The sequence below is a fragment of the Neisseria sp. P0013.S005 genome, assembly GCF_051958425.1.
Lineage (GTDB): Bacteria > Pseudomonadota > Gammaproteobacteria > Burkholderiales > Neisseriaceae > Neisseria > Neisseria subflava.
The window spans coordinates 33,339-55,863 of the sequence record NZ_JBQCVL010000010.1; the positions used below are offsets into that span (position 1 = coordinate 33,339).

The 22,525-nt window shown below is 54.7% G+C and carries 26 protein-coding genes and 2 pseudogenes; 1 reads left to right on the plus strand and 27 read right to left on the minus strand.

Features of this window, described 5'->3' with window-relative positions; translation table 11 throughout:
- Window positions 1-28 precede the first annotated feature (28 nt).
- Window positions 29-937, plus strand: coding sequence for a Dyp-type peroxidase (locus ACTHTA_RS09505; protein ID WP_308888335.1), 909 nt, complete (start codon window positions 29-31; stop codon window positions 935-937).
- 135 nt (window positions 938-1,072) lie between these two features.
- On the opposite strand, the gene ACTHTA_RS09510 is transcribed toward ACTHTA_RS09505, so the two are convergent.
- From ACTHTA_RS09510 to ACTHTA_RS09640, 27 genes and pseudogenes are all read right to left on the minus strand, one after another.
- Entirely contained in the window at window positions 1,073-1,831 is a 759-nt protein-coding gene (locus ACTHTA_RS09510) for a hypothetical protein (RefSeq protein WP_440364313.1), read from the minus strand.
- Between the two features lie 157 nt (window positions 1,832-1,988).
- Window positions 1,989-2,105: a zinc finger domain-containing protein gene (locus ACTHTA_RS09515; RefSeq protein WP_082403005.1), complete on the minus strand. Its 117-nt coding sequence runs from the start codon at window positions 2,103-2,105 to the stop codon at window positions 1,989-1,991.
- A gap of 152 nt (window positions 2,106-2,257) precedes the next feature.
- A complete protein-coding gene (locus tag ACTHTA_RS09520; protein WP_440364314.1) occupies window positions 2,258-2,719 on the minus strand; it encodes a hypothetical protein in 462 nt (153 codons plus the stop codon).
- Complete coding sequence (locus ACTHTA_RS09525) at window positions 2,712-3,347, minus strand: hypothetical protein (protein ID WP_440364315.1); 636 nt, start codon at window positions 3,345-3,347, stop codon at window positions 2,712-2,714. The genes ACTHTA_RS09520 and ACTHTA_RS09525 overlap by 8 nt, the downstream gene beginning before the upstream one ends.
- Window positions 3,348-3,358: 11 nt before the next feature.
- Window positions 3,359-4,216: a pyocin knob domain-containing protein gene (locus ACTHTA_RS09530; protein ID WP_372510568.1), complete on the minus strand. Its 858-nt coding sequence runs from the start codon at window positions 4,214-4,216 to the stop codon at window positions 3,359-3,361.
- A 12-nt stretch (window positions 4,217-4,228) separates the two neighbouring features.
- Window positions 4,229-4,414, minus strand: a pseudogene (locus ACTHTA_RS09535) (tail fiber protein); the annotation flags it as partial.
- A gap of 3 nt (window positions 4,415-4,417) precedes the next feature.
- Entirely contained in the window at window positions 4,418-4,981 is a 564-nt protein-coding gene (locus tag ACTHTA_RS09540) for a YmfQ family protein (RefSeq protein WP_440364316.1), read from the minus strand.
- Window positions 4,978-6,033 carry a baseplate J/gp47 family protein gene (locus tag ACTHTA_RS09545; RefSeq protein ID WP_440364317.1) on the minus strand — a complete coding sequence of 352 codons (1,056 nt, stop codon included), beginning with the start codon at window positions 6,031-6,033 and terminating at the stop codon, window positions 4,978-4,980. Before ACTHTA_RS09545 ends, ACTHTA_RS09540 begins: the two co-directional genes overlap by 4 nt.
- A gap of 13 nt (window positions 6,034-6,046) precedes the next feature.
- Window positions 6,047-6,394, minus strand: coding sequence for a phage GP46 family protein (locus ACTHTA_RS09550; RefSeq protein ID WP_440364318.1), 348 nt, complete (start codon window positions 6,392-6,394; stop codon window positions 6,047-6,049).
- Between the two features lie 100 nt (window positions 6,395-6,494).
- On the minus strand, window positions 6,495-7,163 hold the full coding sequence (locus tag ACTHTA_RS09555; protein WP_440364319.1) for a phage baseplate assembly protein V: 669 nt from the start codon (window positions 7,161-7,163) through the stop codon (window positions 6,495-6,497).
- Window positions 7,160-8,317: a phage baseplate assembly protein gene (locus ACTHTA_RS09560; RefSeq protein ID WP_440375765.1), complete on the minus strand. Its 1,158-nt coding sequence runs from the start codon at window positions 8,315-8,317 to the stop codon at window positions 7,160-7,162. Before ACTHTA_RS09560 ends, ACTHTA_RS09555 begins: the two co-directional genes overlap by 4 nt.
- Window positions 8,307-9,638 (minus strand): DNA circularization protein, encoded by a 1,332-nt coding sequence (locus ACTHTA_RS09565; protein WP_440364321.1) that lies wholly within the window; start codon window positions 9,636-9,638, stop codon window positions 8,307-8,309. The genes ACTHTA_RS09560 and ACTHTA_RS09565 overlap by 11 nt, the downstream gene beginning before the upstream one ends.
- Window positions 9,638-11,803, minus strand: coding sequence for a PRTRC system protein F (locus ACTHTA_RS09570; protein ID WP_440364322.1), 2,166 nt, complete (start codon window positions 11,801-11,803; stop codon window positions 9,638-9,640). Before ACTHTA_RS09570 ends, ACTHTA_RS09565 begins: the two co-directional genes overlap by 1 nt.
- 76 nt (window positions 11,804-11,879) lie before the next feature.
- On the minus strand, window positions 11,880-12,503 hold the full coding sequence (locus ACTHTA_RS09575; protein WP_440364323.1) for a hypothetical protein: 624 nt from the start codon (window positions 12,501-12,503) through the stop codon (window positions 11,880-11,882).
- A 332-nt stretch (window positions 12,504-12,835) separates the two neighbouring features.
- The gene (locus ACTHTA_RS09580; protein WP_070749453.1) at window positions 12,836-13,216 is read right to left on the minus strand and encodes a hypothetical protein; all 381 of its coding nucleotides are present in this window, start codon (window positions 13,214-13,216) and stop codon (window positions 12,836-12,838) included.
- A 3-nt stretch (window positions 13,217-13,219) separates the two neighbouring features.
- A complete protein-coding gene (locus ACTHTA_RS09585) occupies window positions 13,220-13,597 on the minus strand; it encodes a phage tail protein (protein ID WP_070749454.1) in 378 nt (125 codons plus the stop codon).
- Between the two features lie 64 nt (window positions 13,598-13,661).
- Entirely contained in the window at window positions 13,662-15,071 is a 1,410-nt protein-coding gene (locus ACTHTA_RS09590) for a phage tail sheath subtilisin-like domain-containing protein (protein ID WP_440364328.1), read from the minus strand.
- Window positions 15,072-15,073: 2 nt separating this feature from the next.
- Window positions 15,074-15,271: a DUF2635 domain-containing protein gene (locus ACTHTA_RS09595; RefSeq protein ID WP_002225238.1), complete on the minus strand. Its 198-nt coding sequence runs from the start codon at window positions 15,269-15,271 to the stop codon at window positions 15,074-15,076.
- Window positions 15,268-15,918, minus strand: coding sequence for a phage protein Gp37 (locus tag ACTHTA_RS09600; protein WP_440364324.1), 651 nt, complete (start codon window positions 15,916-15,918; stop codon window positions 15,268-15,270). The genes ACTHTA_RS09595 and ACTHTA_RS09600 overlap by 4 nt, the downstream gene beginning before the upstream one ends.
- On the minus strand, window positions 15,908-16,330 hold the full coding sequence (locus ACTHTA_RS09605; RefSeq protein ID WP_440364325.1) for a gp436 family protein: 423 nt from the start codon (window positions 16,328-16,330) through the stop codon (window positions 15,908-15,910). Before ACTHTA_RS09605 ends, ACTHTA_RS09600 begins: the two co-directional genes overlap by 11 nt.
- Entirely contained in the window at window positions 16,330-16,728 is a 399-nt protein-coding gene (locus ACTHTA_RS09610) for a hypothetical protein (RefSeq protein ID WP_440364326.1), read from the minus strand. The genes ACTHTA_RS09605 and ACTHTA_RS09610 overlap by 1 nt, the downstream gene beginning before the upstream one ends.
- A 63-nt stretch (window positions 16,729-16,791) precedes the next feature.
- Window positions 16,792-17,700 carry a Mu-like prophage major head subunit gpT family protein gene (locus tag ACTHTA_RS09615; protein WP_070749458.1) on the minus strand — a complete coding sequence of 303 codons (909 nt, stop codon included), beginning with the start codon at window positions 17,698-17,700 and terminating at the stop codon, window positions 16,792-16,794.
- Window positions 17,700-18,788, minus strand: coding sequence for a phage protease (locus tag ACTHTA_RS09620; protein ID WP_372510559.1), 1,089 nt, complete (start codon window positions 18,786-18,788; stop codon window positions 17,700-17,702). The genes ACTHTA_RS09615 and ACTHTA_RS09620 overlap by 1 nt, the downstream gene beginning before the upstream one ends.
- Window positions 18,789-18,980: 192 nt before the next feature.
- On the minus strand, window positions 18,981-19,397 hold the full coding sequence (locus ACTHTA_RS09625) for a phage virion morphogenesis protein (protein ID WP_070749459.1): 417 nt from the start codon (window positions 19,395-19,397) through the stop codon (window positions 18,981-18,983).
- A gap of 110 nt (window positions 19,398-19,507) precedes the next feature.
- A complete protein-coding gene (locus tag ACTHTA_RS09630) occupies window positions 19,508-20,797 on the minus strand; it encodes a phage minor head protein (RefSeq protein ID WP_070749460.1) in 1,290 nt (429 codons plus the stop codon).
- On the minus strand, window positions 20,784-22,352 hold the full coding sequence (locus ACTHTA_RS09635) for a DUF935 domain-containing protein (RefSeq protein WP_440364327.1): 1,569 nt from the start codon (window positions 22,350-22,352) through the stop codon (window positions 20,784-20,786). Before ACTHTA_RS09635 ends, ACTHTA_RS09630 begins: the two co-directional genes overlap by 14 nt.
- Window positions 22,352-22,525 (minus strand): annotated as a pseudogene (locus ACTHTA_RS09640) (phage terminase large subunit); the annotation flags it as partial. The pseudogene ACTHTA_RS09640 and the gene ACTHTA_RS09635, both read right to left, overlap by 1 nt.

The window sequence follows — 22,525 nt, forward strand, 5'->3', positions numbered from 1 at the left end:
AACCCATAATATTTTGAAAGGAATCATCATGAGCCATCCCCAATCAGCCATTATTCCTGATCACGCACAAGCCGGTATTTTTATCGAAGCAGACATTTCAGACGGCCGCAACGAAGACATCAAATCTGCCTGCCGTCTTTCTTTGGAGGCACTGGCCAAATTAAAAACCCGTTTTCCGAATGATATTTTGGGTTTGACCATTGCCTTCGGCAGCCGCGCATGGCAATCGTTCGGCCATACTGACGAAGGCAGCGAAATCAAACCTTTCCCTGAATTGGGAAACGGCCTTGCCCCTTCCACCCAACACGACCTCTATATCCACATTCAAGCCACCGAGCAAAAAGCCGCCTATGCCTTGGCCCAATCTGTTTTAGGCGCATTCGGCGACAGCATTCGCGTAGCCACTGAAGAACACGGCCTGCGCCTGTATGAAGACCGCGGCTTGGACGGTTTTGTCGATGGTACGGAAAATCCGCAGGGCGATGACAATGTACGCAATGTTGCCATCATTCCCGAAGGCAAGCCGGATGCCGGCGGCAGCTATGTTTTGCTGCAAAAATACCTGCACGATTTGAAAAAATGGGATGCCGTTTCTACTGTCGAACAAGAAGCCAGCGTGGGCCGCAGCAAAGAAACCAATGACGAATTCAGCAAAGACGTGCGCCTGCCCGACTCCCATCTCGGCCGTGTCAATGTCAAAGAAAACGGCGTTGGCTTGAAAATTGTCCGCCGCAGCCTGCCCTTCGGCAAACTCAGTGGCGAACATGGTTTGATGTTCACATCCTATTGCAACACGCTGCACAATATTGAAGTTCAACTGCTCAATATGTTCGGCGATGCAGACGGCAAAACCGACTTGCTGTTGAAACATTTGTCTAAAGCCGTATCAGGTGCTTACTACTACGCACCTTCTGTCGAGCGTTTGCAAAACCTTTAACGGCTCATGTAAAGCGGCGGCGGCTTTTGCACAATAAATCACCAGCTTTTGCACCGCGTCGCATTAGGCAATCTTAACAGCTTTTGCACTAAAGGAACCCCGTTTAAAGGTTATTTAAGCGGGGTTTAATCTTATTTAAAACTTGTACACCAAGTTGTCCTCATACGAGACATCCTTGCTTAATTTGGCCTGCACGGTTAGGCGTGTGGCTTGGTCGAATGTCTGCCAGTTATCCAGCCGCATTGATACGATTGTGTTGATGTAGTCGATAAACTCGGAGCGGGTGGAACTGAAAAACAGGTACGGCGGGCGGGTTAGGCTTACCAGCTTGAGATAGTCCACCAAGCCGAAGCGGTTGGCTTGTGCGTAGGCGGCTTGCGTGGTAGATAAATACGGCGGGTCGAGCACAAGTAGCGCCTGCGGGTTGTCTGAAAATTGCGGGATTAGGTCTATATAAGACTGCCGCGTTATCTCCAAGCCGTCTAAGTAATCGTCGGCCACAGGGTAATCAGACAACGGTAATTTGTAATACCACTCGGCCTTATATAGTTGCTGCCAGCTTGAGGCTTGGCGGCCGCTGAACAGGAACCAAGACGAAACGACCACATGGCATTTGGAACCGTCGAAGCGCTCTATATCTTGGATAATGACCCGCTTAAGATCATCGGGTATGCGTTGGTTTTTGCCGAAGCCATCAAGATGTTGCGCAATCAGGCGGCGCAGGCGGTTAATATCGGGGATGACTTTTACTCGGGCGGCGTAGTGGTCGTAATCGTTATAGATGACACGGGCGGCGGGCTTGACGCGCTTGGCTACATGAGCCAGTAAACCGCTGCCTCCGAATACATCGACAATCGTCCAACCTTGGCCGTTGCTGGGTATATTGTCCAGCACGTTGAGATAGTGCCTAATGAAATTGCGCTTTTGCCCTGCAAATGGAAGCGGTGCCTTTGAGTAGTATTTTTGCATCATGATTTACTTGCTCTCCGGCACTCTTTTGGCGCTCTGAAATAGTCAATAAAAAATGATGCTCGCAGGCATTCTGATATAGTTACTTACTGAATGTATTGATTGTTTTGCATCTGCTGCATTTGATTTGTACGCTGCCGCTGCCTTTGGCCAACAGCTTGTGGCAATGTGAGCAGCGCAGCTCGCGGTAATTAACCATCTTGCATTTACTCCGCTTATGTTAAAATTCCGCCGCTTGTACAAGCAAGGCGGCCTTAGAAGTCAATGCAGGTATGCTCTGCTTGGCTGGCGTTACGGTGCTGTAACACCGTAACGTCGCCGTCCCTCGAATCATCTTTGTTTAAATCTGCATCAATCTCCTTTTACCGCCATCGCTAATTTTTGCGGAGAATACCGCCACGGCTTGATAAGGCCGAATGCTTGAGCGCACCATTCGCTGCAAAACCAGCGGCCTTTGCTGGGCGGGGTTTTGAGTACCGTACCGATTGCGCCCGACCAGTCATAACGTGCGCCTTGTGTGCGGGCATATAAACCGACGGCGGACTGAGTACAACTTTCCGGCAAGGGGATTAAATCCCATTTTTCGGCCGGCAGCGCCATCACTTTGCAGCGCACGCCGCCATCGCGGGCGCTGGCGGAGTAGCATGTGTAAAGTATTTTAGGATGGACTGTTACGGCTATCTCGCAATGGCTGTAGGGGCTGCGGGTTACGGTACGCACAAGCCAGTCTCTAAACCGCGCCCATCTTACTTTGAGGCCGCGGCCCTCTTTTTTGCCCTTATACAGAGCTAAATACACCTTGCGATTACTCATCTACCACCTCGGTCGTTGTAGTTTGTGATGGCGGTGTGGTGCAAAAATCGCATTGCACGGCGGCAACATCTTCGGGGGTTTTGGCAGCGTAGATTTTGTCTTCGGCGGCTTGTCGCAAACCGGCTATATGGGCGGTCAACATCTCAAACTTAACCGCCTTTTCATAAGCTTTTTGCTTGAGCACGTCTACCGGCACACCCCGAGCGTCCGCAATCGCATCCAGCGTAGGCGTGGCGGCGGCGTTATCGGCGTGCCATGCCTTTGCCTCTAGGGCTTGGATTGTCCACGTTGCGACCTCAAAATCGGGCACTCTGTTTAGTCCTGCCGCTTGGTCGATACAGGCTTGGGCGGCGCGGTTGATTTCGGCCAGCTTGGCAGCCTTTACATCATCAAGCTGTTTTGCCGCCGCATCCGTCGTTAATACCCACTCGCCGTCTTGCAAAACGTGGTAACGACTGGGTGCAGGCGGGATAACTGCAACAGCATCATCTTTGACGATTAATGTGCCTCGCCCGTTATGTTGGTAGTAGTAGGCGGTTTCGCCACGGTCGGCCAAATCCTCGTGATTCGGCTCGTGGTCGCAGGTGCCGACGTGATGGCCGTCTGAATTAAAAATATGCCAAGTCATTTTTACTCCTGTTATTTGACGCCAATGCAAATGTAATTAACTTTTCCCAGGACCCATCCTTGGTAATTGCTATCGGGATTTTGATCGCTACTGCCATGATAGACTTTGGCGATCACGGTGCGGCCGCGTGTGTAGCATCGGTAGTAGTAGTGTTTTGATAAGCCGCCCTCGCTTATATCCCAGCTGGTATAGTTGGGGTCGTCCTCGGCCATTGACACTAACCACTTACATTGATCCTCGCGGTATCCGGGCGGCAGCGGTATTGTGCCGCCGTGATTAAGCTGACCTGTCAAAACGGCAACCTCCGAAGCGTCAGTAATGCCGTAACCCGCCCGCGTACTTGACTTATCAGCTTTGCCCGCAATTTGCTGCAACACTTTGTTCGCAAAATTAGCATCGTTGCCTAATGCCGCTGCAAGCTCTCGGATAGTATCTAGTGCGGCAGGGCTGCCGTTGACAAGTTTTCTCTCGAGAGTATCAACGGCTGACTGCATTTCTCCCGGGCTGACGTTTGTTTTTTGCCATCCTGTCCACCCGCTGCCGGTTTGGTTGCGGGCGTAGATGTCGGTACCATCAAACACGGAGTAAATCTGCTGCACGCCATAGGCCGACGGCATTACCAGCAGCGACCCTGCTTTGACCACAGGATAATTTCGGCGGGTTTGGGCGTTGCTGCTGCTAGTTTGACCATACAAACCTGCTTTGGTAACTGTGTTTAAATCACGGGTGGCCAAATCACTGTCAATCGACAATGCACCGATTTGCTCCGTTACCCAGCTTTGGTAGGTAACGCTTTGTTCGGCTAATTTTTTACCCATTGCCGCCGACAAAGGCTTATCGGCATCGGCGGATGTCAGGTTGTTTACCACTGCGCCGCTGAATATCTGTTTGATTGCATCCGCAAGCTGGTTGGTTTTAGCCTTATCGGGCTGGATACCGGCAGCGGTCAGCACGGCCAACAGCTCGGCCTGAATCTGATTGAGCCACCATGCGGGCAGGATGGTGCCCAGCTCGCTGGTACCGTTGCCGTCTTTAAATTGTTTATCGGGGGTATCGATAGCGTGCATTGTCTATGCCTCATAAGTAAATCGCACTGCGGTATGTGCGGGTTTTAAATCTTGGATAACGGTCTCAATCACGGCATCGCCGTAATCGGTCAACCTGTCGCCCGCCGCCGAGATACCGGCGCGGAATCGGGTAATGCGGTTGTTGCCGCCGCGCACGTTAACGTGCCACACCCACATGATTTCCTGCGGCGCAAGACGGTCGCCCGCACGGTTGACACCGGCGCGGAACGGCTGCGGTTCGTCGATTTGGATTTGATAGCCCGCCGCCTCGGCCAAACGCACAAAATAAGGAATACTCAAGCCGCCTGTTTCGTTTAGCTTGGCCATGACGGCCAATACACGGCGCTGGCGGTTTTTGCCCGTACCGTCCAAACCTAATACGCGCTCCCAATCGGCCAGCATTTGGCCGGCGCTGCGCGGGTCGACGGCATCGGCAACGCTTTGAGCCGATTCCGCCACCGCATCCAGCGCTGCGCCGTCTATTTCTGCCTGCGCCCGCACACGCGGGGCATTGCGGGCATACGACACGGGGGGCAACAGGCCCCGCAAGATGTCTTGATAGCTCATGACGGCATCTCCGTCACATTAATCGCGCCCGCTTTAAACCACTCGATGCGGTTAACCATATCGGCGGCACGGTTGGCCGTCGGCGCAGTCAGACGGCGGTCGATCACACCATCCACATTGCTGATAGCCGCCTCGATTTGCGACACAGTCAGGCCGTCGCCGGGGATCAGGGTGTCGAAATATTCTTTTAGGGCCGTCCGTATGCGGCGCTTGGCCTCGTCCAAGTCGATGCCGTCGAGCTTGACTTGCACGCTAACAGGCACCGCCGTTACGGTTGGCTTGAGTACCAGCGCATTTTTTGCCGTTACCGGGCGCATCTCGTCGATATAAGCCTGTACGCGGCGCAAGGTTTCTTCCGACGGCACACCGTCGGCGGAGGTAATGGCAATATCCACCGTACCCAAGCCGCGGCGCAGCGGATAAACATATGCGCTGGTTACGCCGTCAACACTCAACGCCCAGTTTTTATAGTCGTAACGGTTGCCGCCTGCGGGCGGTCGGCGGATGATTTCCAACAGACGCGCCAGCAGTGAGGCATCGCTTTCTTGGTCGGTTCCGCCTTGTACGGTAAGGCGGCATTCGGTGGCCACACCGGCGGGGGCAGCCATCAGTTGCGCCTCGCCGTCGCGCACATTGGCGGCCGCGCCCGGCTCGTCGGCGATTGCCGGTATTTCCGCCGTGCCGCCGCTGCCGATAACGGCGCGGGCGGTAGTGCGGTAAAAACGCTGGCCGATACGCACTTGCAGGCCGTCTGAAAGCATGGATTGCGCAATACCGCTTACGGTCAGCGTGCCGCTGGCCGTGGTAGGATTGCGGCGGCGCAAGCCGCGCATGGAGGCATGCCGCTCCAAATACTCGCGGTCGGCGGTATCAGGGAAAATCTGCCGCACAATCCAGCTTTGATGCGCATATTGCCCTTCGGCGCAGCTGGCCAAACGGCTGGCGTGCACATAATGGTCGCTGTCGGGGCTGATATCGGCATCCGGCCACAGGCTTTTGGTATCGCGCAGGATACGCTCGCGGATTTGCTCAAATGTCGGCGTTTCAAACACGTTTAAAACCTCTTTAAATCAAGGGCACTTCGTGGCGGTAATCAAACCCGCCCGCCGCCGTATCCACCCGGATACGCAGGATCAGGCGGCCGTCGTGCGGCTGCTCTGCGCGCACGGTAATCTTGTCGGCACGTCCGCTCTTAACAATCGGTTGCAGTGCCTCATCGGCATATTGCTCGGCCAACAGGCTGACCCGTTGCAGGTCTTTTTCGCGCTGCAACAAATGCAGCAGCGAGCCGAGCGTTTTATCCGCCCACCAGCTGCCCAACGGTGTCATCAAGCGGATATACACGGCATTTTGCAGCGTATCGACGGTGCGGCCGGTATAGTCGCCGGTGCCGGGGTTTAGCTCTTTGTCCATGTTGGCATTTTGCCGTTTTCAGACGGCCTCACGGAGTACACGGGCTTCAATCCCGCACGCACAAAAAAAGCAGCCCGAAGGCTGCCAAAGGTCTACTTGTCTATGCCGGTTCCGCCGATGAGGTTTTGCCGCCGATGCTGTCGGTATGCGGATGCTGGCGCAACGATATATTGCCGGCCACCACGTCGCCGTCGGTGTTAAAGCTGCCGCCCGTTTGGTTAACATCGCCGCTAAAGGTGGCTCCGTCGCCGCCCTCGACGGCCATGCCGCCGTTGCCGTTGATTTGGCCTTGCGCCGTCAACACTGCACTGGTCTCCACCAACGGAGCGTTAAATTTGGCATCCGTGGCCGCATTAACCTCGTATTGTTTGCAGTTAACTCGGTACACGTCGCAATCGGCCTCAATGATTTTGCCTTGCTTAATCACGATTTTTGCACCCTCATGATTAAAAATCGCCGTCTCGCCGGGCTTAAGGTTTTTGATGCGGTAGCTGCCGTGCTGGCTGCACACAATCACACCGTGCGAAGTATTGCCGCCCAGCGGTATCACTACCGCTTCGCTGCCGTCGGGCGGATGGCTGGCAAAACCGTATTCCTGAAAATGTTCAAGGTCTTGCAGGGTTTCGTCGGCCAAGCCGCTCAACTGCACGCGCTGTATCGGCTCGGACGACACCACCAGCGTGATTTTTCCCCGAAAGGCCGCGCGCAGGGTCTCGCCGATATTTTTAGCAGTTTGTGCCGTTTTTTTCGCCAATTTACTCAAACTCATTCAAATACCGCCGTTTCTGCTTGTTTTTTGCCGCCTTTTTTGCCGCCTTTTTTGCCCTTATGGCTCACGCCTTTGCGTTTGCCTTTGCGCTTGCGCGCCGCCTCGGCCTTTTTGGGGTAAGCGTCGGGTGTCCAAATACCGTCCTCTTTGAGCCGCAGCTCGGTTTGCGTGCCATCCATGCGGGATAGCATAAACCGCCGCCCCATCAGAAAAAACACCGCATCGATACCGTGCTCGTCGTCGATCACATGTACACGCTGGCCAGGTTGCCACAATACGCCGTCGCGGGTTTTATGGCCGCCCACGGTTATCGTGAGCGTGAATCCCTCCAGCCGCCAGTCGGCCAGCTGCTTTTTAGCCTGCTTTTGCAATGCGGCCAAATTGTCGGCATCGGACACCACCACCGTTTTGGGGCGGTGCAGCGTCATGGTCGGGTCTTTGTACACCCACTTTAAATCGTGTTTGGCGCTGTCGCCGCTGCGGCCGTGCGATTGCGCCAAAAAAGTAACCTCGGAAAAGCGGTTGTCGGTATCCCACTCAATGTCCATGCGCTCGATATTGCGGCGGTTGTCGGTGCGGCTCCAGCACAATGTCGCCACCGGCGGGCTGCTGTAATCCGCCCCGCCCACCACCAACGTGCCGTCCGGCTCCAGCCACGGATGCAGCCCGACCGAGTTGGCAATATGGGTTAATGCCTGCCATACGGTTTCGCCCGGCTCGATGTCGATTTTGTCCAAAGCGGGGTTGTTTTCGGCCTTAAGCACCACCGCTTTAATCTGCGGCCACGGCGCGGCCAGCTTTTTGGCTGCATCCAATACCGTCATGCCCTTTACATTGAGCTGCGGCGCGGAGCAGTCGACCAAAAAACCGGCTAAATCACGCCCGCTCAAGTTCAACTCGCGGCTGCCCTTGCTTTTGCCGTGGCGCTGGCTGCCGATGATGCCCGTCATCACGGTTTGGCCGTCTATCACTACCTCGCAGCTCTCTCCGCTTAAATCGGGTATGTCCGCCTCCGGCCCCGACCTGCCGATAGAAAAATCGAAGCTGTCGGCGGGGATTAAAAAGTCGCTGTCGATGTCGTAGCGCTCCCAGTGGCGGTGCTCTTTACCGCCAACACGCACCGACACGGCATAACCGTATGAATTATTTTGCATAGCTATTTACCAAAGTGCCGCGCTTGATAAACGCGGGGTGGTGGATATGGGGATTGAGCCGCACCAGCTCTGCTGCGCGGCTGATATCGCCGTAAAACTCGTGGGCGATTTGGTGTATCGTGCCGTCGATTGGGGCTTGGCGCACAATCAGCGGCGGCTTTTGATTGATGGCCGCCGCAACCAACGCATTCAGACGGCCTGCCGCCGCGCGCAGGGATTCTGCCGTTTGGTAAGCCTCGGTATACACGGCGTTGGCCGTCAGAGTGCCCGACCCGGCAGCAGCCGTCTGCACCGCCCGCAAGGCGGCAATCTCGGCCTGCATACGGCGGCGCATGGCGCGGTTAACCTCAATCAAATCAGGCGCGGTCATCTCTTCGCCGTGCGCCTCGATTAATGCCGTTGCCACCGACAACAGCGATGCCGTGGATAACAGGCGCACCGCCTGCGCTACCGGCTGCACTTGTTTGGCGGTTAAACGGTTCAAGCGGCTTTGCAGGCCGTCTGAAAAACGGCCGGTCAGCAAATTATCAGGGATAGCGGCGGCACGGTCGGCAACAGCCGCAGCCCCGTCAAACCGCTGCCGCGGCGACCAACCGGCATGGTGCATGGCATTATCGGCCAAACCCGCCTCACGGCGTATGCCGGTATCTACCATGACCGCCATATCGGCAAACAGCTTGGCCGAGCCGCTTTTAAACGCCGCTGCGCTGTATCCGCCCCGATCGGGAAAGGCAATTTTGTCCAAATCAAACAAACGGCGCACCGCGCCAAACGTACCCGATGCCGCACTCCAAATGCCCAGCGCGCTGCCCCATAAAGCCGATACGCCCGCATCCACCGCCAACACCGCATCAACAAAGCCGATAGCCGCCTCGCGGTAGGTGTCGATATCAGCAATCAACGCCTCAAGCTCGACCAAAAAGGCGTTTTCAAAAACAAAGATTTCCTGCGCTTCGGCCGCCTCGCGGAAAGTAATATCGATGCCCGCATAATCCACATAATCGGCCTCATGTCGGTAGCTCCATGATGCCGCAATCATGTTGTGCATCCGCCCCCAAACAGGGTGCACCAGCACGCCGCCGCCCGGCTGCTCCAGCGCATCCAGCAGCTTTTTCAGACGGCCTGCATAGCCCTTGCCCCAAAACACCGCATTAATCTGCACCTGCCGCCCGGTTGTGCCCATGTCTTCAAGGTCGATACCCTGCACAAACGGCCGCGCATGCTCGGCCAATGCCTTGCCGTTGCTCTCGTCCACCGCCTCAATATCAAAGCCGACGCCCTTGTAAGATGCGTCCTGCAATAAGGTATGCCATCCGCTCATTATTGACCCGCTCCACGGCCGAACATGGCCACTTGATACCGCGATATCTCATTCGCGATAACACGTCCGTCGATATTCAGGCTCACATTGGTATTGATGGTCTGACTTGCCGACGCCATCGCACTTTGCACTTGTGCCAAACCTGTTGTAACTGCAGCCGTATCCTGCGCTAATGCTGCCTGATACGCCGCCGTCTGCTGCTGAATGGCTGCCTGATACGCCGCCGTCTGAGTTGAAAACAACGGAGACAACATCTTATCGGTAGGCTGCGCTGACGGAGCAGCCAAATACTGAGGGACACCACCCCGCGCCTGTTCCCGCTTCGGCGCAGGTTCAAATCGGATACCGTTGTTTTTCAGACGATTAATCATTTCAGGAGTTGTCTTGGTACCACGCAAACCCTTTGGCAATGTGCCGTCACCCAAAGACTCGGAATACAGCAACATACCTAACAAACCCGCCCGTTTAACTAACGCTGGATTATTCATGAGCCCGCTACCGGCAGATTTTCCCCATGACAGCAACTTACCGCCTGCCGTTGTCGCACCCGCAGCCGCCGCACCGCCTGCCGCCTTGCCCCAACCCAACAGCTTCCCGCCTGCACCTTTAATCGCGCTGCCGATTTTTCCGCCATTAGTCAAGGCAATCGCACCCGCAGCAACTGTTGCCGCAGTAGTCAGGGCTCTCAGCGCAAGCGTGGCATTCGGGTATTCCGCCGCCAGCTTTTTAAACTCGGTCTCCATATCCACGAGCGTCCCCGTCAGGCTCTCTTTGAGAGTCGCAAGAGATTCCTGCTGCTCCTGTTGAGCCGCTGCTGACATCATCCGCGCCTCGTTGATTTTGCCGATTTTGCCGTTTTCAAGGGTTACGCCGCCCAGTTTTGCCATATAGCCCTGAATTTGCGCCATATCCGTCGCTGCCAGCAGACCTTGTTTTGCCTGCAAGTCGGGCAGAAGTGTCGCCAAGAGCGCGGCTTTCATCATATTTGCCTGTTCGGCCGCCGTCTTGTCGCCCGCAGCCGCCCGCGCCTGATACTCCTGATACTGCTTGTCCCTGGACAACATGGCATCGGCAAGGCGGGACAACACCTGCACCGCGTTTTCGCCGTTTTCCTTACCCTTCAATACCGAGCCTACCCAGTCCACGCCTTTTTTGGGGTCGTTCGGGTTCGCCATCTTTTTCAGACGACCTATCGTGTCAGGCGACAGAGTTTTACTCAAAAGATTTTGCACATTAGTCGCCGCTTCGGCAGGACTGCCCGATTTATTCGCCGCAGATTGTAAGAGTGAGAGCAGGTAGTCCAAACCGCCTATGCCGGTCATGCCTGCCTGTTGAGCGGCAGGCAACAGGGCGGGCAGCTCCCGCACCATGTCTTGAGTCTCGAACGTACCGTCGTAACCCGACTGCAAGACGTGTTCTAGTGCAAGTTGCAGATTGGTATCGGGCAGATTGTCTTTTAAGGCTTTAATCAGCTTCGAAGTCTCCGCCCCCTCCATTTCAGATGCGAGCGAAAAGGCATAGGCCGCCTGCGCCTCCTCTTTGGTTTGGGCGAAATTGAGACCCGTCGTCATCATGCCGCTGATGACATCCAAGGCTTTGTCGTGGTTGCCGCCGTTTTTCTGCACGAGTTCGAGTGCCAAGTCCTTGACCTGTCGCGCGCCTTCGGTGGCAATCCAAGCCGCCGACTTGCTGTCGTCCTCAATAAACGCCTGACGCGCCACGCGGTTGATGTTCTCGTCAAGCTGCTTGCGGTCATTCATTGCGGGTTTTAAAACCGCATATGCCGCCGCACCGCCCGCAGCGACAGCCGCGCCCGCCCGTCCGATTTTGCCCATCCTGTCCGCAAACCCCGCACCCTGTTTCAATTCCGCGTTCAGCTCGCGGATACGGTTGCGTGTGACAACCGCCGCCCGCGCCAAATCGTTTTGCGACGCCTTGCCGCTGCGCGCCAGACGGTTGAATGCCGCCTGCGTCTGCATGATTTCGCGCTGTATCTGCCGCTCCGAACGTATGCCCGCCGTTGCGTAGGCATGGCTCTGCCGCTCCAGTTGCGCCCGCGATTTCGCCGTCCGCTCCAACTGCCGCTGCGTATCGGCCAGAAGCCGACGCGCACCGTCGTCCTTGCCGGTCAACACCAGCGACAGTTTCATATTCCCGTTTGCCATAAAAAAACAGCCTTTAAACGTATTAACTCAAGGTCAATTATCGTTTAAATGCTGTTTGAGGGAGGCGGGACGGGGTTCAACCCCTGGTCAGAAGAAATTCTTCAAATGCCCCGTGGTAAACATCTTTATCTGCCCGGGCTTCTTCAATAACCTCCAAAATCTCATCACGTCTTTTTTGTTTTGCTTTTTCAGTTTTGTAGTTTTGGATTTTATAGTCCAAATACTCGATACAAACCATATAGTATCGCGTCTTTACTATTCTCCATTCTTTCAAACCGATAGGAATATGGGGATATTTCATTTTTTCCAAAGCCCTATCCATAACGCCGATTCTGGACTGTATGGTTTGCCAATTCCCACTGGAAAGGCATATCGACAAAGATTCCCATAAAATCATCCTATTTCTGTCGTCAATGGAAAGTCGTTGCGTTTGGCAGGTTTTTCTGTAATCGTCAGCGGTATTAGAGGCATGGATTTCACATTGTTCAGCCTCAGCAGTAAACCCCTCCAATGTATTGAGGCGTTTATCTTCCTCTTGCTTAATCAGCATCAACCTCTCCAGCCGTTCTGTTTCTTTTCGTTCGTTTTCTTCCTGCAAGAGCTTTTGCTGTAATTCAAATTTCTTCCGTTTTCTGATTGCTATAACTCGAAAAATCCAAAAAACAAATAAAATACAGGCAATACTTGCAATCCATCTCATTTTACGTTCCCAGAATCTAGATAACATACATAATTATATGAAATAAAGAATTGCAAATATATCCCAACAAATAAAAAGGTCGTCTGAAACTCAAACGCCGCTGCCTATACAGGCAGAAGCACCGTTTCAGATGACCTTTTATTTTCCCTCCGGCTTTTTCAGCCGCTTCGACACAATCACTCCCTCTTCCTTCGGCGTTTTTATGCCCAGGCTCGACAGGATGTCTTCAAACCATGCCGACAGCTCGGCGTGGCACATATCGCGCACTGCGTCCGCCCCTATCCCCGCCTTTGCCATCAGGATGACCGCCTGACGGTAGCTTTTGTGTGCCGTCAGGTAGCTGCGTTTGACTGCTCCGCCGCCGACGGCGCGTCGGGGCTCGCCGTAGCGGCGGACGGTTTTAGGCGCAAATCCTCCTGAGCCGCCATCACGGTATGGTAGTCTTCGGTAGAGAGGTTTTCCATCAGCCACTGCGCCGTCAGGATGTCGGATGGGATACCTTGGGCTTCAATCTGCTGCGACCAGTAGGTCAGCATCTCTAGGACGTCGCGTTGCAGCAGTTCGGCTTTTTTGGCGTTTTCGGGCAGCTCGGGCAAGTCATCAATCAGGGCGAACGCCGCCAGTTCGCCGCCGACGGTCAGTGGCTTGAGGCGTAATTCAGATACGACTTTGCCATTGTAGGTCAGCCCGTGGGTCAGTTTGACGGTAATCACGCATTACTCCTTGATTTTGTGCAAAGCAATCATCTCAATGTCGATGCGTGCCTCGTTATCGACTTCATATTGCTCGCTGGTATCGACGGTAAAGCAGTCGAGGTAGGAAGTGCGGCGACCTTCGTCGTTGATGGGGTAAATCGTGATTTTCGCCTTGGTGATATTGTCCCAGTCGATTTCCGTACCGTCGATGGGAATGGCGGCGGTAACGCTTAATTTGTGTTCGGTTACGCCTTCACAATAACCGTTGACTCGGCCGTCGCGGTTCATCGTTTTGACCGGCTTGCGGCCTGTAGTGGTTTGCGGCTTGATGCTGATAATCTCAACGTCGCGGCCGTTCACCTCCATAATCACCGCGCCGGCATAAGTTGCATCGCTCATGTTTTATCCTTTTTTAAGGTTTCAGACGGCCTTTAAACCTGTTTTAAACGCCGTCTGAAAAGGGTTACAAAATCAAATCAATGCGCCCGGCAAAGACGTGCAGGCCGTTGACCACATCGGCGGGGATAATGGCATTAACACGGTTGGGGTCGTTTTGCGCACGCGCCACCACCAGCTTGCCTTTGTTTGCCTCGGCGTTTTCGATGATTTCGGCTTGGTCGAGCTTAATCAGCACGTCCAAAATCTCGCTCTTAACCTTGGGCAGCAGGCGGTCGCTCAATTTGTCGCGCGGAAAACGCAGGGCAATGCGCTCTTTAACGCTGCGGCGCACATAATCCAGCGTGCGGATGGTGGTAATGTCGAGTAGTGCCGGGTCGTCGGTGTTGTTGGCCGACTTGGTATAGGTGGATACGGCACGCATAATCTGCACGCGGTTGTTGACCACTGTGAGCGGGGTCAAGCCGTTGTACAGCGCATTGTTGCATTCTGCAAACAGCGGCCATTGCGCATCAGGTGTAACGGCCAGCCCTTTGATTTCCAGCGTGTTCAGCGGCTTGGCAGGGTCTTCTTCAAAGGCCAACACCGCCGCATAACCTGCGGCGATGATGCCGTTTGGCTCTACCGCACCTTTGTACCAAGCACAGGTAATGCGGCCGTCGTTGATTTTGCCGGTAGCGGTGGTGGCCGTGCTCAAGGTCGCACTCATACCCAATACGCCGATACAGCCGCGCTGCTCGATGGCGTTGGATACGTTGGTAATATGGTTGCTCAAGGCTTTGGCGTTGTCGTCATCGCTAAACGGGCTGCAAATAATGTGATAATGCTTGCCCGCCACTTTGGACAAGGCCGTGGCAATGTCCGCATTTTTGGCACCGCCGGTAAAGGCATTGGCTTGATAAGTCAGGCCGGTATTGCCGGTGCTCACGGTTAAGCCGTTCTCGTTGCCGATCTCGCCTTTGTGTTTGGCCGTCAGCGTAACGGCTGCGCCGCTGCCGGATGCGGTAACGGTTACATCGGCGGCAGTGATGGCGGTTTTCAGACGGTCTGCCACTGTGGCGGCGGTCTCGCCGGTGTTAACGGCCGTGCTTACCTGCTTGCCGCCAATCGTGATTTCCACCACGCCCGGCGCGGTGGCCGTGCCGGAAAGGGTAACGGTTGCGGTTGCCTGCACGCCTGCGCTGTGGTCGGCAATACCGATAACGGTCAAATCCAAATAAGGGTTGTTGGCAAATGCTTGGCGCACCATCAAATGCGCCAGCGATCCTTGTCCGAACAAATCGGCCGCCTCGGCATCGCTAAATAGTTGCACCGGCTCTAAGGCGGGCTGTATGCCCGCGGTCAGCATAGGTGCAACCATCAATACCTTTTGCGGATTTTGCGGCAAACCTTGCACGGCATTGCGGGTGTTAAATTCAATATACTGCCCAGGCACGCGGATGCTGCCCGGAATCGCGTCAAAATCAATATGGGGCATCATTACTCTCCCTTAGTATTGCGGGTTTTGGTATTTGGGGCGGCATCCTCAACCACCACCAAATCGCCGTCATCAATCATGCGGCGGTAATACAGGCTGTTGCCGTCCACCTCCACCGGCTCTTGGCCGATATATTCGTGTGGGTTGTGTTCGGTCGGCACACGCAGGCCGTCTGCCGCCGTTACTTTGATTTTGCTCATTGCTTATCCTTAAGGGTTAGGTTTACAGGTATTTCACCGGCGGATTGCGGGTCGTAAATTTTGCCGTCCAACCCCTCGAAATCAGGCCACGGCTCGCTCAATGTAACCTGATACTTGGTAAAGATATGGTCTGGGTCGTCGGGATTGTCGGCGCGTTCGGGGTAGCGGTCATTTTCCAACCCGCAGGTGTTAAAGCGGATGGCATACTCAACCGCATATATGCTTACTGCGGCGTTTTGCACCAGCACATGATTGGCAATCGCGCGCACCGCTTTGGGCACCAAGCCGCGGCTATCGGCAAAACCGAGCCGCTGGCCGTCAAGCAGGCGGCGAACAGCGCGGATTAAATCGTTGCTGCCGATTTCGCGGCTGTCGATGCCACCTTGCCGCTGCGCCTGCTCGTTGCGCAGATTGCGGGCCGCCACCATCACCACAAATTCGGCGGTATCCTGATAACGTCCGCATACGCCGCCGGTGCTGGCAGGCTCAACTTTGCTGCCGCCATACGTTACCCAAACCGCAGGCAGCGTATGGATTTGCCCCGCCAAATCGTCGGCCTCGCCGTTGTAGCTTTTAACCGTGCGCACCATGCGACCCAAGCCCCGTTTCAGACGGTCTGTTATCGCTTGCTCAATATCAGTGATCACGCCCGAACACCTTATTTTTACCGTTTACAAACACAATACCGTCTTCGCCCGCGGCCACTTCTTCGCCGCTATCATCCACGCCCAGCTGCACTTCGCCTTTGGCCATAGCACGCAGCAGGTCGAGCACGTCGATTTTGTAGCGGTTGCGGATTTCGTCGGTAATCAGCACGCTGTTGGCGGCGGTAAGGCGGTAGCGGGCAATATCGCAACACAAGCGCTTGAGGATGGGCGGCACATCAGCAAACGGACGTTTAAACCGACCCAGATAAGCGTCTATTTCTGCGGTGGCATCGGCCAGTGCCACTGCCGCCACATCCTCGTCAATCAAGCCGTCTTGGTTGCGGTCGGTCAGCTGGATAACCTCCAGCTCGCTGAAACGCGCAACCATATCCTCAACCGTCGCGTATGCCATTACTCGACCGCCTTGCGTTGCAGCATAGGCTCGGCGCAGATTGCCTTCCACACCGCTTCGCCGACTTCGGCGCGCTTCACTTCGCGCCAGCCGCCGTCAAACAGCAGGCCGCCGCGCCAAAATTCTTTGTCGTCTGCGCCGGTACTGACGAGCATCACATCGCGGCTGTCCGCCAAAGAGTCGGCGGCGCGTTGCGTATGCTGCGCTTTGAGTTCGGCAAGTTCGGCGGACAGTGCCTTTTTGTCGTCTTCGGCTTTTGCCAAGGCTGTGGTCAGCATTTCGACATCGTTTCGGGCGGCGGCAAGCTCTGCCTGCACGGCGTCCAATTCGGCTTTGATGTCTTCAAACGACGGGGCGGCGGTTTCGGCGGTTTCTGGTTTGTTGTTGGTTTTTGCCATGATGACTCCTTGTTTCAGACGGCCTTTAAATAGGTGTTAAAGGTCGTCTGAAAACGGTTAGGGTTACAGGTGGACGCAGACGTGCAGTTTCAGACGGCCTTTGAAGGTATTGGTCGTGCCGTTGATTTTGTCGGCTTCCAAGAGTTCGCGGGCTTTGTCTTCCAACTCGGGCGGGACGACCAAGAGGCTGGGTTTCACGTTCAGCACATAGCCGCCGTCGGCTTTGATTTTTTGCATTTTGACGATAATGGCGGCAAGGTTTTCGCGGGTCAGCGCGGTTTTTTCTGCCATGTGCATCAGCTGCCACAAACCGAAACCGGCATTACAACGGCGGCGCGAGCCATACAGATATTCGTCTTCCATGAACACGCGGTCGGATTTGGACGGATCGAATTTAGTTTCGAACTCTGTTTCGGTGCGGTTTTGGAAAATCAAAGGTTTCAGGGTTTTGGTGTCGTCAACGACATAAAATGTAGGTGCGTCGTTGTCTGTACCGGTAGTCAGGTTGGAATAAGGCGTGTTTTGACCTGTGCCATCGTGGTTTTCGAAAACTGGATGGTCAACGTCAAAGAAGTATTGGCCGTCGTAGCCAATGGTGGTTTTGCCTTTCTTGAGCAGACCCCACACCAACGTATCAGGCAGAGCGGCAGCAGATTCACCCATTGCGGCCATCATCGGACGGTACATACCTACTTGGTCGTCTTCGATGTCAGTGCGAGCCACGCCAACAGTCGCTTCGAATTTTTTATTTTCCAAGCTCATTGCCTGATTGCTCATTTTTTTGATCTGACGTGAGCCGACCCACTCGCGCATTTGCGGGAATTTGCCCAGCCACGCATAAGTATTCGTCGAAGTTGTTGACGGAATAGTCATAGCGATAGCAGGGTAGTCAGGCTTAACCGAATCTAAGCCGGACTGAAACTCTTTGCGGAATGCTGCCGTCAGGGCGGCTAAAATTGCTGCCTTATTCATTACTTACCTTCGCTTTCTTTGATTTTTACAAATTCTTCGCCGGACATGCCCAGCATTTTTGCTGCGGCTGCCTCTTCCGCAGTCAGTGCGGCGACGCGTTCGTCGGGTGCTTTGCCGCCCGTTTGCGAGCCTGCCAGTGCAGCGACCGGCTGGGCGTTTTCAATAAAGCCGGTTAAAAATGCCAAGCCGTTTGGCTGTTTCAATACGCCTTCGGCCCATTCTTTTTGTGCCGGCAGCAATTTACCTGCACTCAAAGCAGCGGTAATCAGCTCTTGGCCTTTATCGGCTTCGCGTTCGGCAGTCAGTGCAGCCACTTGGCTTTGCAGCTCGGCCACTACCGACACCGGCGCATATTGAGTCAAATCAGGCTGGCCGCCTTGCGCAGACAGCGCGGCGATTTTGTCGTCTTTATCGGCCAAATCTTTAAAGATAGCGGCAGACAAAGCCACATCTTTCGGTTTGGCCTGCAAAAGCGCAGTCAGGGCTGCGGTTAATTCGGCTTCCTCTGCCTGCGGCAGGCCGAGCAGTTGTTGCAACAACTCTTTCATCGGGGTTTGCTCCGTTTCAGGTTTGATAAACTGTGCCGACGCAGCCGCCAACACCTCGTCCATGCCGTCCAACGCAGGATAATTGGTCAGCGCGGCATGGTAGATTTTGCGGACGTAGCCTTTAGTGTCGTAAGAAAACACCGCCGAGACATAGCGGTATTCCTTGGCCGCAATCGCAGCCGCCGCTTTATCCGTCCACTCGACATCGGCGAACAAGCCTTTAGGCGTAAAATCCAGCCAGCGCATCCAACCGGCGGCAGGTGCGGGCTGGCCGTTTTTTTCCTTATAAAGCGTCTGGTGCTCATAATCGACCACCAACTGATTACGCGAAGCATTGGCCAAAGCCACGACATCATTGCCGTTTTCCTCAGTTAAAAACCAAGCCGGCACATCATTCGGGCGGCCGTCCACCGCGCGAAACTCACCATAGGGCAGCAGCTGAATGCGGCCGTCTTTCGGCTGCACCTCAAAGCTACACGCAGCGAGACTCAGTTGTTGTTTGTCTTTAGGCATATTCCACTCCTTGTCGATAGTGGCCATTTTCCGGCTTTTTTCACACCATAAAGAGCGGACACGCTTCAAACCCGCCGCCGACATTCAGCCGATAGAATTAAATCCGTTTCAGAGCCTTTTTAAATTCGCCTAGGATTGCGTTTAAATCTTCTGATAGGGGTTTGCCTTACCGTCATAAAAAAACGCGCTAAAAAGCGCGTTTTTCAGGCCGTCTGAAAATCAGCCGATCAGATTGGCGAAATAATCCTGCACATCATCCATTAAAGCCTGCTTGTCGTCGTTGCTCAAAACCAAAAATTCACGCTGCGGAATACGCACCTTGCGGCCACGTCCCGCCATGCCGCCGAAATTGTGAATCGCAGCATAAACCAGATTGGTGCCAACCAGCGCGGTGTCATTGTCGGAAAAGGTACTGAAGCTGTTGCGCAGCGCACCGGTATCGTTCAGCGGCTTACCGTTGCGGTATTTCAGCCCCAACCATTTCGGACGGCCGCCCGCGCGGAAATTATCACGCACGCCTTTGTGCATGGTTTCCGATAAGCGGCGCATAAGCAGATAGCGGTTTTCCACGCCACTGCCCAAACGTTCGAGCTGGTTTTGCACCACAAACAGGTTGTCGATTTGGACTTCAATCATGCTATAATCATCTCAAGACATCGGAAAAGCGGTGATAATCTCGATACCGCAGCCTACCCGAAAGGGTGACCGAGAGCGTGTGCAAGTGATTTCGAGCCTTGCCCGATGTCTTACTTCAACACTTCTTTCTTTTCCATTAGTTTTCTGATTTCTTTCTCATTACTGATTCGGTACGACTGCAAATATACTTCCTCCACGTCGTCGATATACTTCAAAACCGCCCATAAATATTCCTGATTGCGTTGAGTTGTAAAAATCAACTCTCTGCCATCTCTGATAATATGGTCTGGATTAGCCAAAAATTCAGGCAGAAAAGCATAATAATCCTCCGCAAAACCTTGCCCCTCTCGGCTATCCACCTGCTTAATCAGTGTATCGTCCGATAACCAAACAGTCGCCCGCTTCAACCCCGTACGTTGTTGCACTTCTTTACTCAACACGCCTGCCGCAAATTTCACTTGCCGCGACAACTTGTTGCGGATGTCGATTTTTTCGGCATTATCAGGCTTGCCGTCAATTTTCAGACGGCCTTTCACTTCATAAAACTCTTCCGAAAGCTGTTTAAACACCGCCTTAAATTCCGCACCGCCCATTTCCGCCTTTGCAAACTCATGCGCCAAACCACGGTCGTATTGGTCTAAATTCGGCCGGTAATTCATGCGGCCGGCATTGTAGCCAAAACCACGGTCGGTGGTGTGCAGGCTGCCGTCGGGTGCTTTATAGGCAATCGTCGGGTAGCTGTCGCCTTTTTTGTTGTAGACCTTATGGGTCTCCACCAAATTATGTTCGCCCGACTGGCTCAACACTTTGCCGTCGCGTTGCATATCGCGCTCACTCAACGCAATCACCGAGCAGCGGCAGCGATAGCCGTTGGGCGGGTAAAAGGTTGCCCAAAACGGGTCGTCGTAGCGGTACACCAAGCCATCCATCGCCGCGTGTGCCGGTCGTGTGCGGTGGTCGCCCACTGCGTCATACATCCAATACGGGCGGCTGTCGATGTTGGCCATATAGCCTTGATATTGGCCGGCACTGTAAGCCGTCTGCATATTGGTGCGGTAGATATTTTCCAACCGGCGCGGCGCACCAAATACTTCGCCGCTGGTCGGGTCAATAATAACTTTGCCATCGTGGCCGTTAGGGTGCAGCCAGCCTTTGTTTTGCAGGTGCTGCAAGATGTCTTTGCGCCAATCGGCAAATGCTTGCCCGTTGTCGGCCGCCTTAATCATGGATTGCTTGATATCGTTGAGCATATCCAAATCGGTTATGCGGGCGATGGTGTACACCTTGGCGATTTCCGAGGCCGTCAGGTTGCGGTAGCTTTCGGCGGTCACGCCTTTGGCTTGCAGCCACTCAATCGCTTTTGCAGGTTTGAGGCCGAGGGCAAACTTAATGCTTGGCATTGGCTTGCCCCAACAGATCGCTCAAAAACAGCGCATTTTGCATATAGCCTTGCAGGGTTTGGTTATCCAACTGCGGGTAGAGCGCGGTCAAGGCGGCATCTGCCTCTTCGTAGCTATCACACGCTGCCAGCGCGGCCACCGCCTGTTTGATAATCGGATTGAGCTGCGCGTTAAAGTCGGGCATTTCCAACGCCTCGTCCAATGCGCCGTCCAATACCTGCTGCTCGCGGGCGGCGGGGCGGCCTACCGGTATGCGTGCGGACAATGCCGCCAGCGCAGCTTGATGCACGGGATTATCCGGCACCACACGCGCCAGCACCCGCTCGCCCTCGGCAGGCTCGGGAATTACCAGCTTGTCGCGCACCCAACTCTCCGGGATTTGCACGCCCACGTCCACCAGCTTAGGGATGGCTTCGGCCATTACCGCAATGTCCTCCGGATCGCGCGTGTCAAATTCAAATTTCGGCACGCGGTTTGGGTCGGCATTGGGATAGTTGATTTGCAGGAACGGCCCGATGATTTGGCTTGTGATGGTTTGCGCCACCTGTTTTGCGTCCGACACCAGCAAATCGCGGCGTACCTCGTTGTGGATATTGCCCAGCGCGTTGGTGCTGGATTTTCCGTCCGCGCCGCTGGTCAGCGTTTGCCCCAAAATCAGCCGTGCCGCCGATTTTTCGCACCAGTCAGCCATCTGCAAAAACGGATTACTGGTTGCCGTCGTACCGCTTGCCGCATTGTGAAGCTCGATTTCCATACCTTCGGGCATGATGCCCGCCGCGTTGTGGCCGATTTCCGCCACCGCCCGAAGCAGGGTGTTTTTTTCCTCTTTGGTTGCGCCCGCGCCGTATTTGCCGATACGGATGGGCATGCCGTACAGCTCCAAAAACTCGGCAAAATCGTGGACGGCGTAGTGTTTGAACATATACAGCCAGGCAAGCGTGCGAAAAAGCCCGTTGCGCGCCTGCTGGACGCTGCGCGATTTTTGAGTATGAACGACCCAGCCCAGCGGCCACAACGCTTCGCCTTCCGGATTTTCGCGGGTACGCAGCAGCAGCCCGTCATCTTTGTCCCATTTGAACCAGCTTTGCGGGCGGTGGATAAAGTTTCGGGGTAGGTAAAGGCCGTCTGAAAATACCCACTCGACCTCCAACGCAGAAAATCCGTGCCCGACAGCGTCCATCAAATCCATAATCAGGTCTTCGAGGGTAGGCAGGCCGTCCATCATTTCGTAGGCTTGGTCGGACAGCTTTTCTTCTTCCGGCGTCGCATTTCGCGGCGGGGCGACGCGCCAGTTGAGCGTCAGCAGCGCGCGTTTGCGCGTACCCATATTTGCCGCGATGTCGCTGTCGCGCTCCTCAATGTCCGCGAAAAGCTCGTGTTGGGCTCGGATGTCGCCGTTTTCCGCGTCCTCGAAGAGGGCGCGCATTTTTTGAGGCGTAATAAAATTGGACGGATGTTCGGCGATAACTCGACCGGTCGCCGTAATTTGAGCCACGTCCGTCTGCAATGCAGCTTCGGGCTTTTGGATTTTAGTTTTATTGTTCTTTTTTGCCATTATCGGCTCCATTTACTTTTTATCTCGTCACCAAAATCGTTATCGGTAGGGCTTTGCCATTCTATCGGCACACAATTCGCCACCGCCACCGACCAGAGCATATGCAGTGCATCGGGGCCGTCGTCGTGGTCGGCGTCGGGAAATTCCCGCAACTGCTCAATCAATACACGCTG

Bases quoted from the DNA above. Each gene is read 5' to 3' on its own strand.
- ACTHTA_RS09585 (WP_070749454.1), bottom strand. From the start codon at position 13,597: ATGAGCGATGCAACTTATGCCGGCGCGGTGATTATGGAGGTGAACGGC.
- ACTHTA_RS09525 (WP_440364315.1), bottom strand. From the start codon at position 3,347: ATGACTTGGCATATTTTTAATTCAGACGGCCATCACGTCGGCACCTGC.
- ACTHTA_RS09560 (WP_440375765.1), bottom strand. From the start codon at position 8,317: ATGCAAAATAATTCATACGGTTATGCCGTGTCGGTGCGTGTTGGCGGT.
- ACTHTA_RS09610 (WP_440364326.1), bottom strand. From the start codon at position 16,728: ATGGCAAAAACCAACAACAAACCAGAAACCGCCGAAACCGCCGCCCCG.
- ACTHTA_RS09570 (WP_440364322.1), bottom strand. From the start codon at position 11,803: ATGGCAAACGGGAATATGAAACTGTCGCTGGTGTTGACCGGCAAGGAC.
- ACTHTA_RS09555 (WP_440364319.1), bottom strand. From the start codon at position 7,163: ATGAGTTTGAGTAAATTGGCGAAAAAAACGGCACAAACTGCTAAAAAT.
- ACTHTA_RS09590 (WP_440364328.1), bottom strand. From the start codon at position 15,071: ATGCCCCATATTGATTTTGACGCGATTCCGGGCAGCATCCGCGTGCCT.
- ACTHTA_RS09630 (WP_070749460.1), bottom strand. From the start codon at position 20,797: ATGCCAAGCATTAAGTTTGCCCTCGGCCTCAAACCTGCAAAAGCGATT.
- ACTHTA_RS09595 (WP_002225238.1), bottom strand. From the start codon at position 15,271: ATGAGCAAAATCAAAGTAACGGCGGCAGACGGCCTGCGTGTGCCGACC.
- ACTHTA_RS09515 (WP_082403005.1), bottom strand. From the start codon at position 2,105: ATGGTTAATTACCGCGAGCTGCGCTGCTCACATTGCCACAAGCTGTTG.
- ACTHTA_RS09620 (WP_372510559.1), bottom strand. From the start codon at position 18,788: ATGGCCACTATCGACAAGGAGTGGAATATGCCTAAAGACAAACAACAA.
- ACTHTA_RS09540 (WP_440364316.1), bottom strand. From the start codon at position 4,981: ATGAGCTATCAAGACATCTTGCGGGGCCTGTTGCCCCCCGTGTCGTAT.
- ACTHTA_RS09505 (WP_308888335.1), top strand. From the start codon at position 29: ATGAGCCATCCCCAATCAGCCATTATTCCTGATCACGCACAAGCCGGT.
- ACTHTA_RS09520 (WP_440364314.1), bottom strand. From the start codon at position 2,719: ATGAGTAATCGCAAGGTGTATTTAGCTCTGTATAAGGGCAAAAAAGAG.
- ACTHTA_RS09575 (WP_440364323.1), bottom strand. From the start codon at position 12,503: ATGAGATGGATTGCAAGTATTGCCTGTATTTTATTTGTTTTTTGGATT.
- ACTHTA_RS09615 (WP_070749458.1), bottom strand. From the start codon at position 17,700: ATGAATAAGGCAGCAATTTTAGCCGCCCTGACGGCAGCATTCCGCAAA.
- ACTHTA_RS09625 (WP_070749459.1), bottom strand. From the start codon at position 19,397: ATGATTGAAGTCCAAATCGACAACCTGTTTGTGGTGCAAAACCAGCTC.
- ACTHTA_RS09565 (WP_440364321.1), bottom strand. From the start codon at position 9,638: ATGAGCGGATGGCATACCTTATTGCAGGACGCATCTTACAAGGGCGTC.
- ACTHTA_RS09605 (WP_440364325.1), bottom strand. From the start codon at position 16,330: ATGGCATACGCGACGGTTGAGGATATGGTTGCGCGTTTCAGCGAGCTG.
- ACTHTA_RS09550 (WP_440364318.1), bottom strand. From the start codon at position 6,394: ATGGACAAAGAGCTAAACCCCGGCACCGGCGACTATACCGGCCGCACC.
- ACTHTA_RS09635 (WP_440364327.1), bottom strand. From the start codon at position 22,352: ATGGCAAAAAAGAACAATAAAACTAAAATCCAAAAGCCCGAAGCTGCA.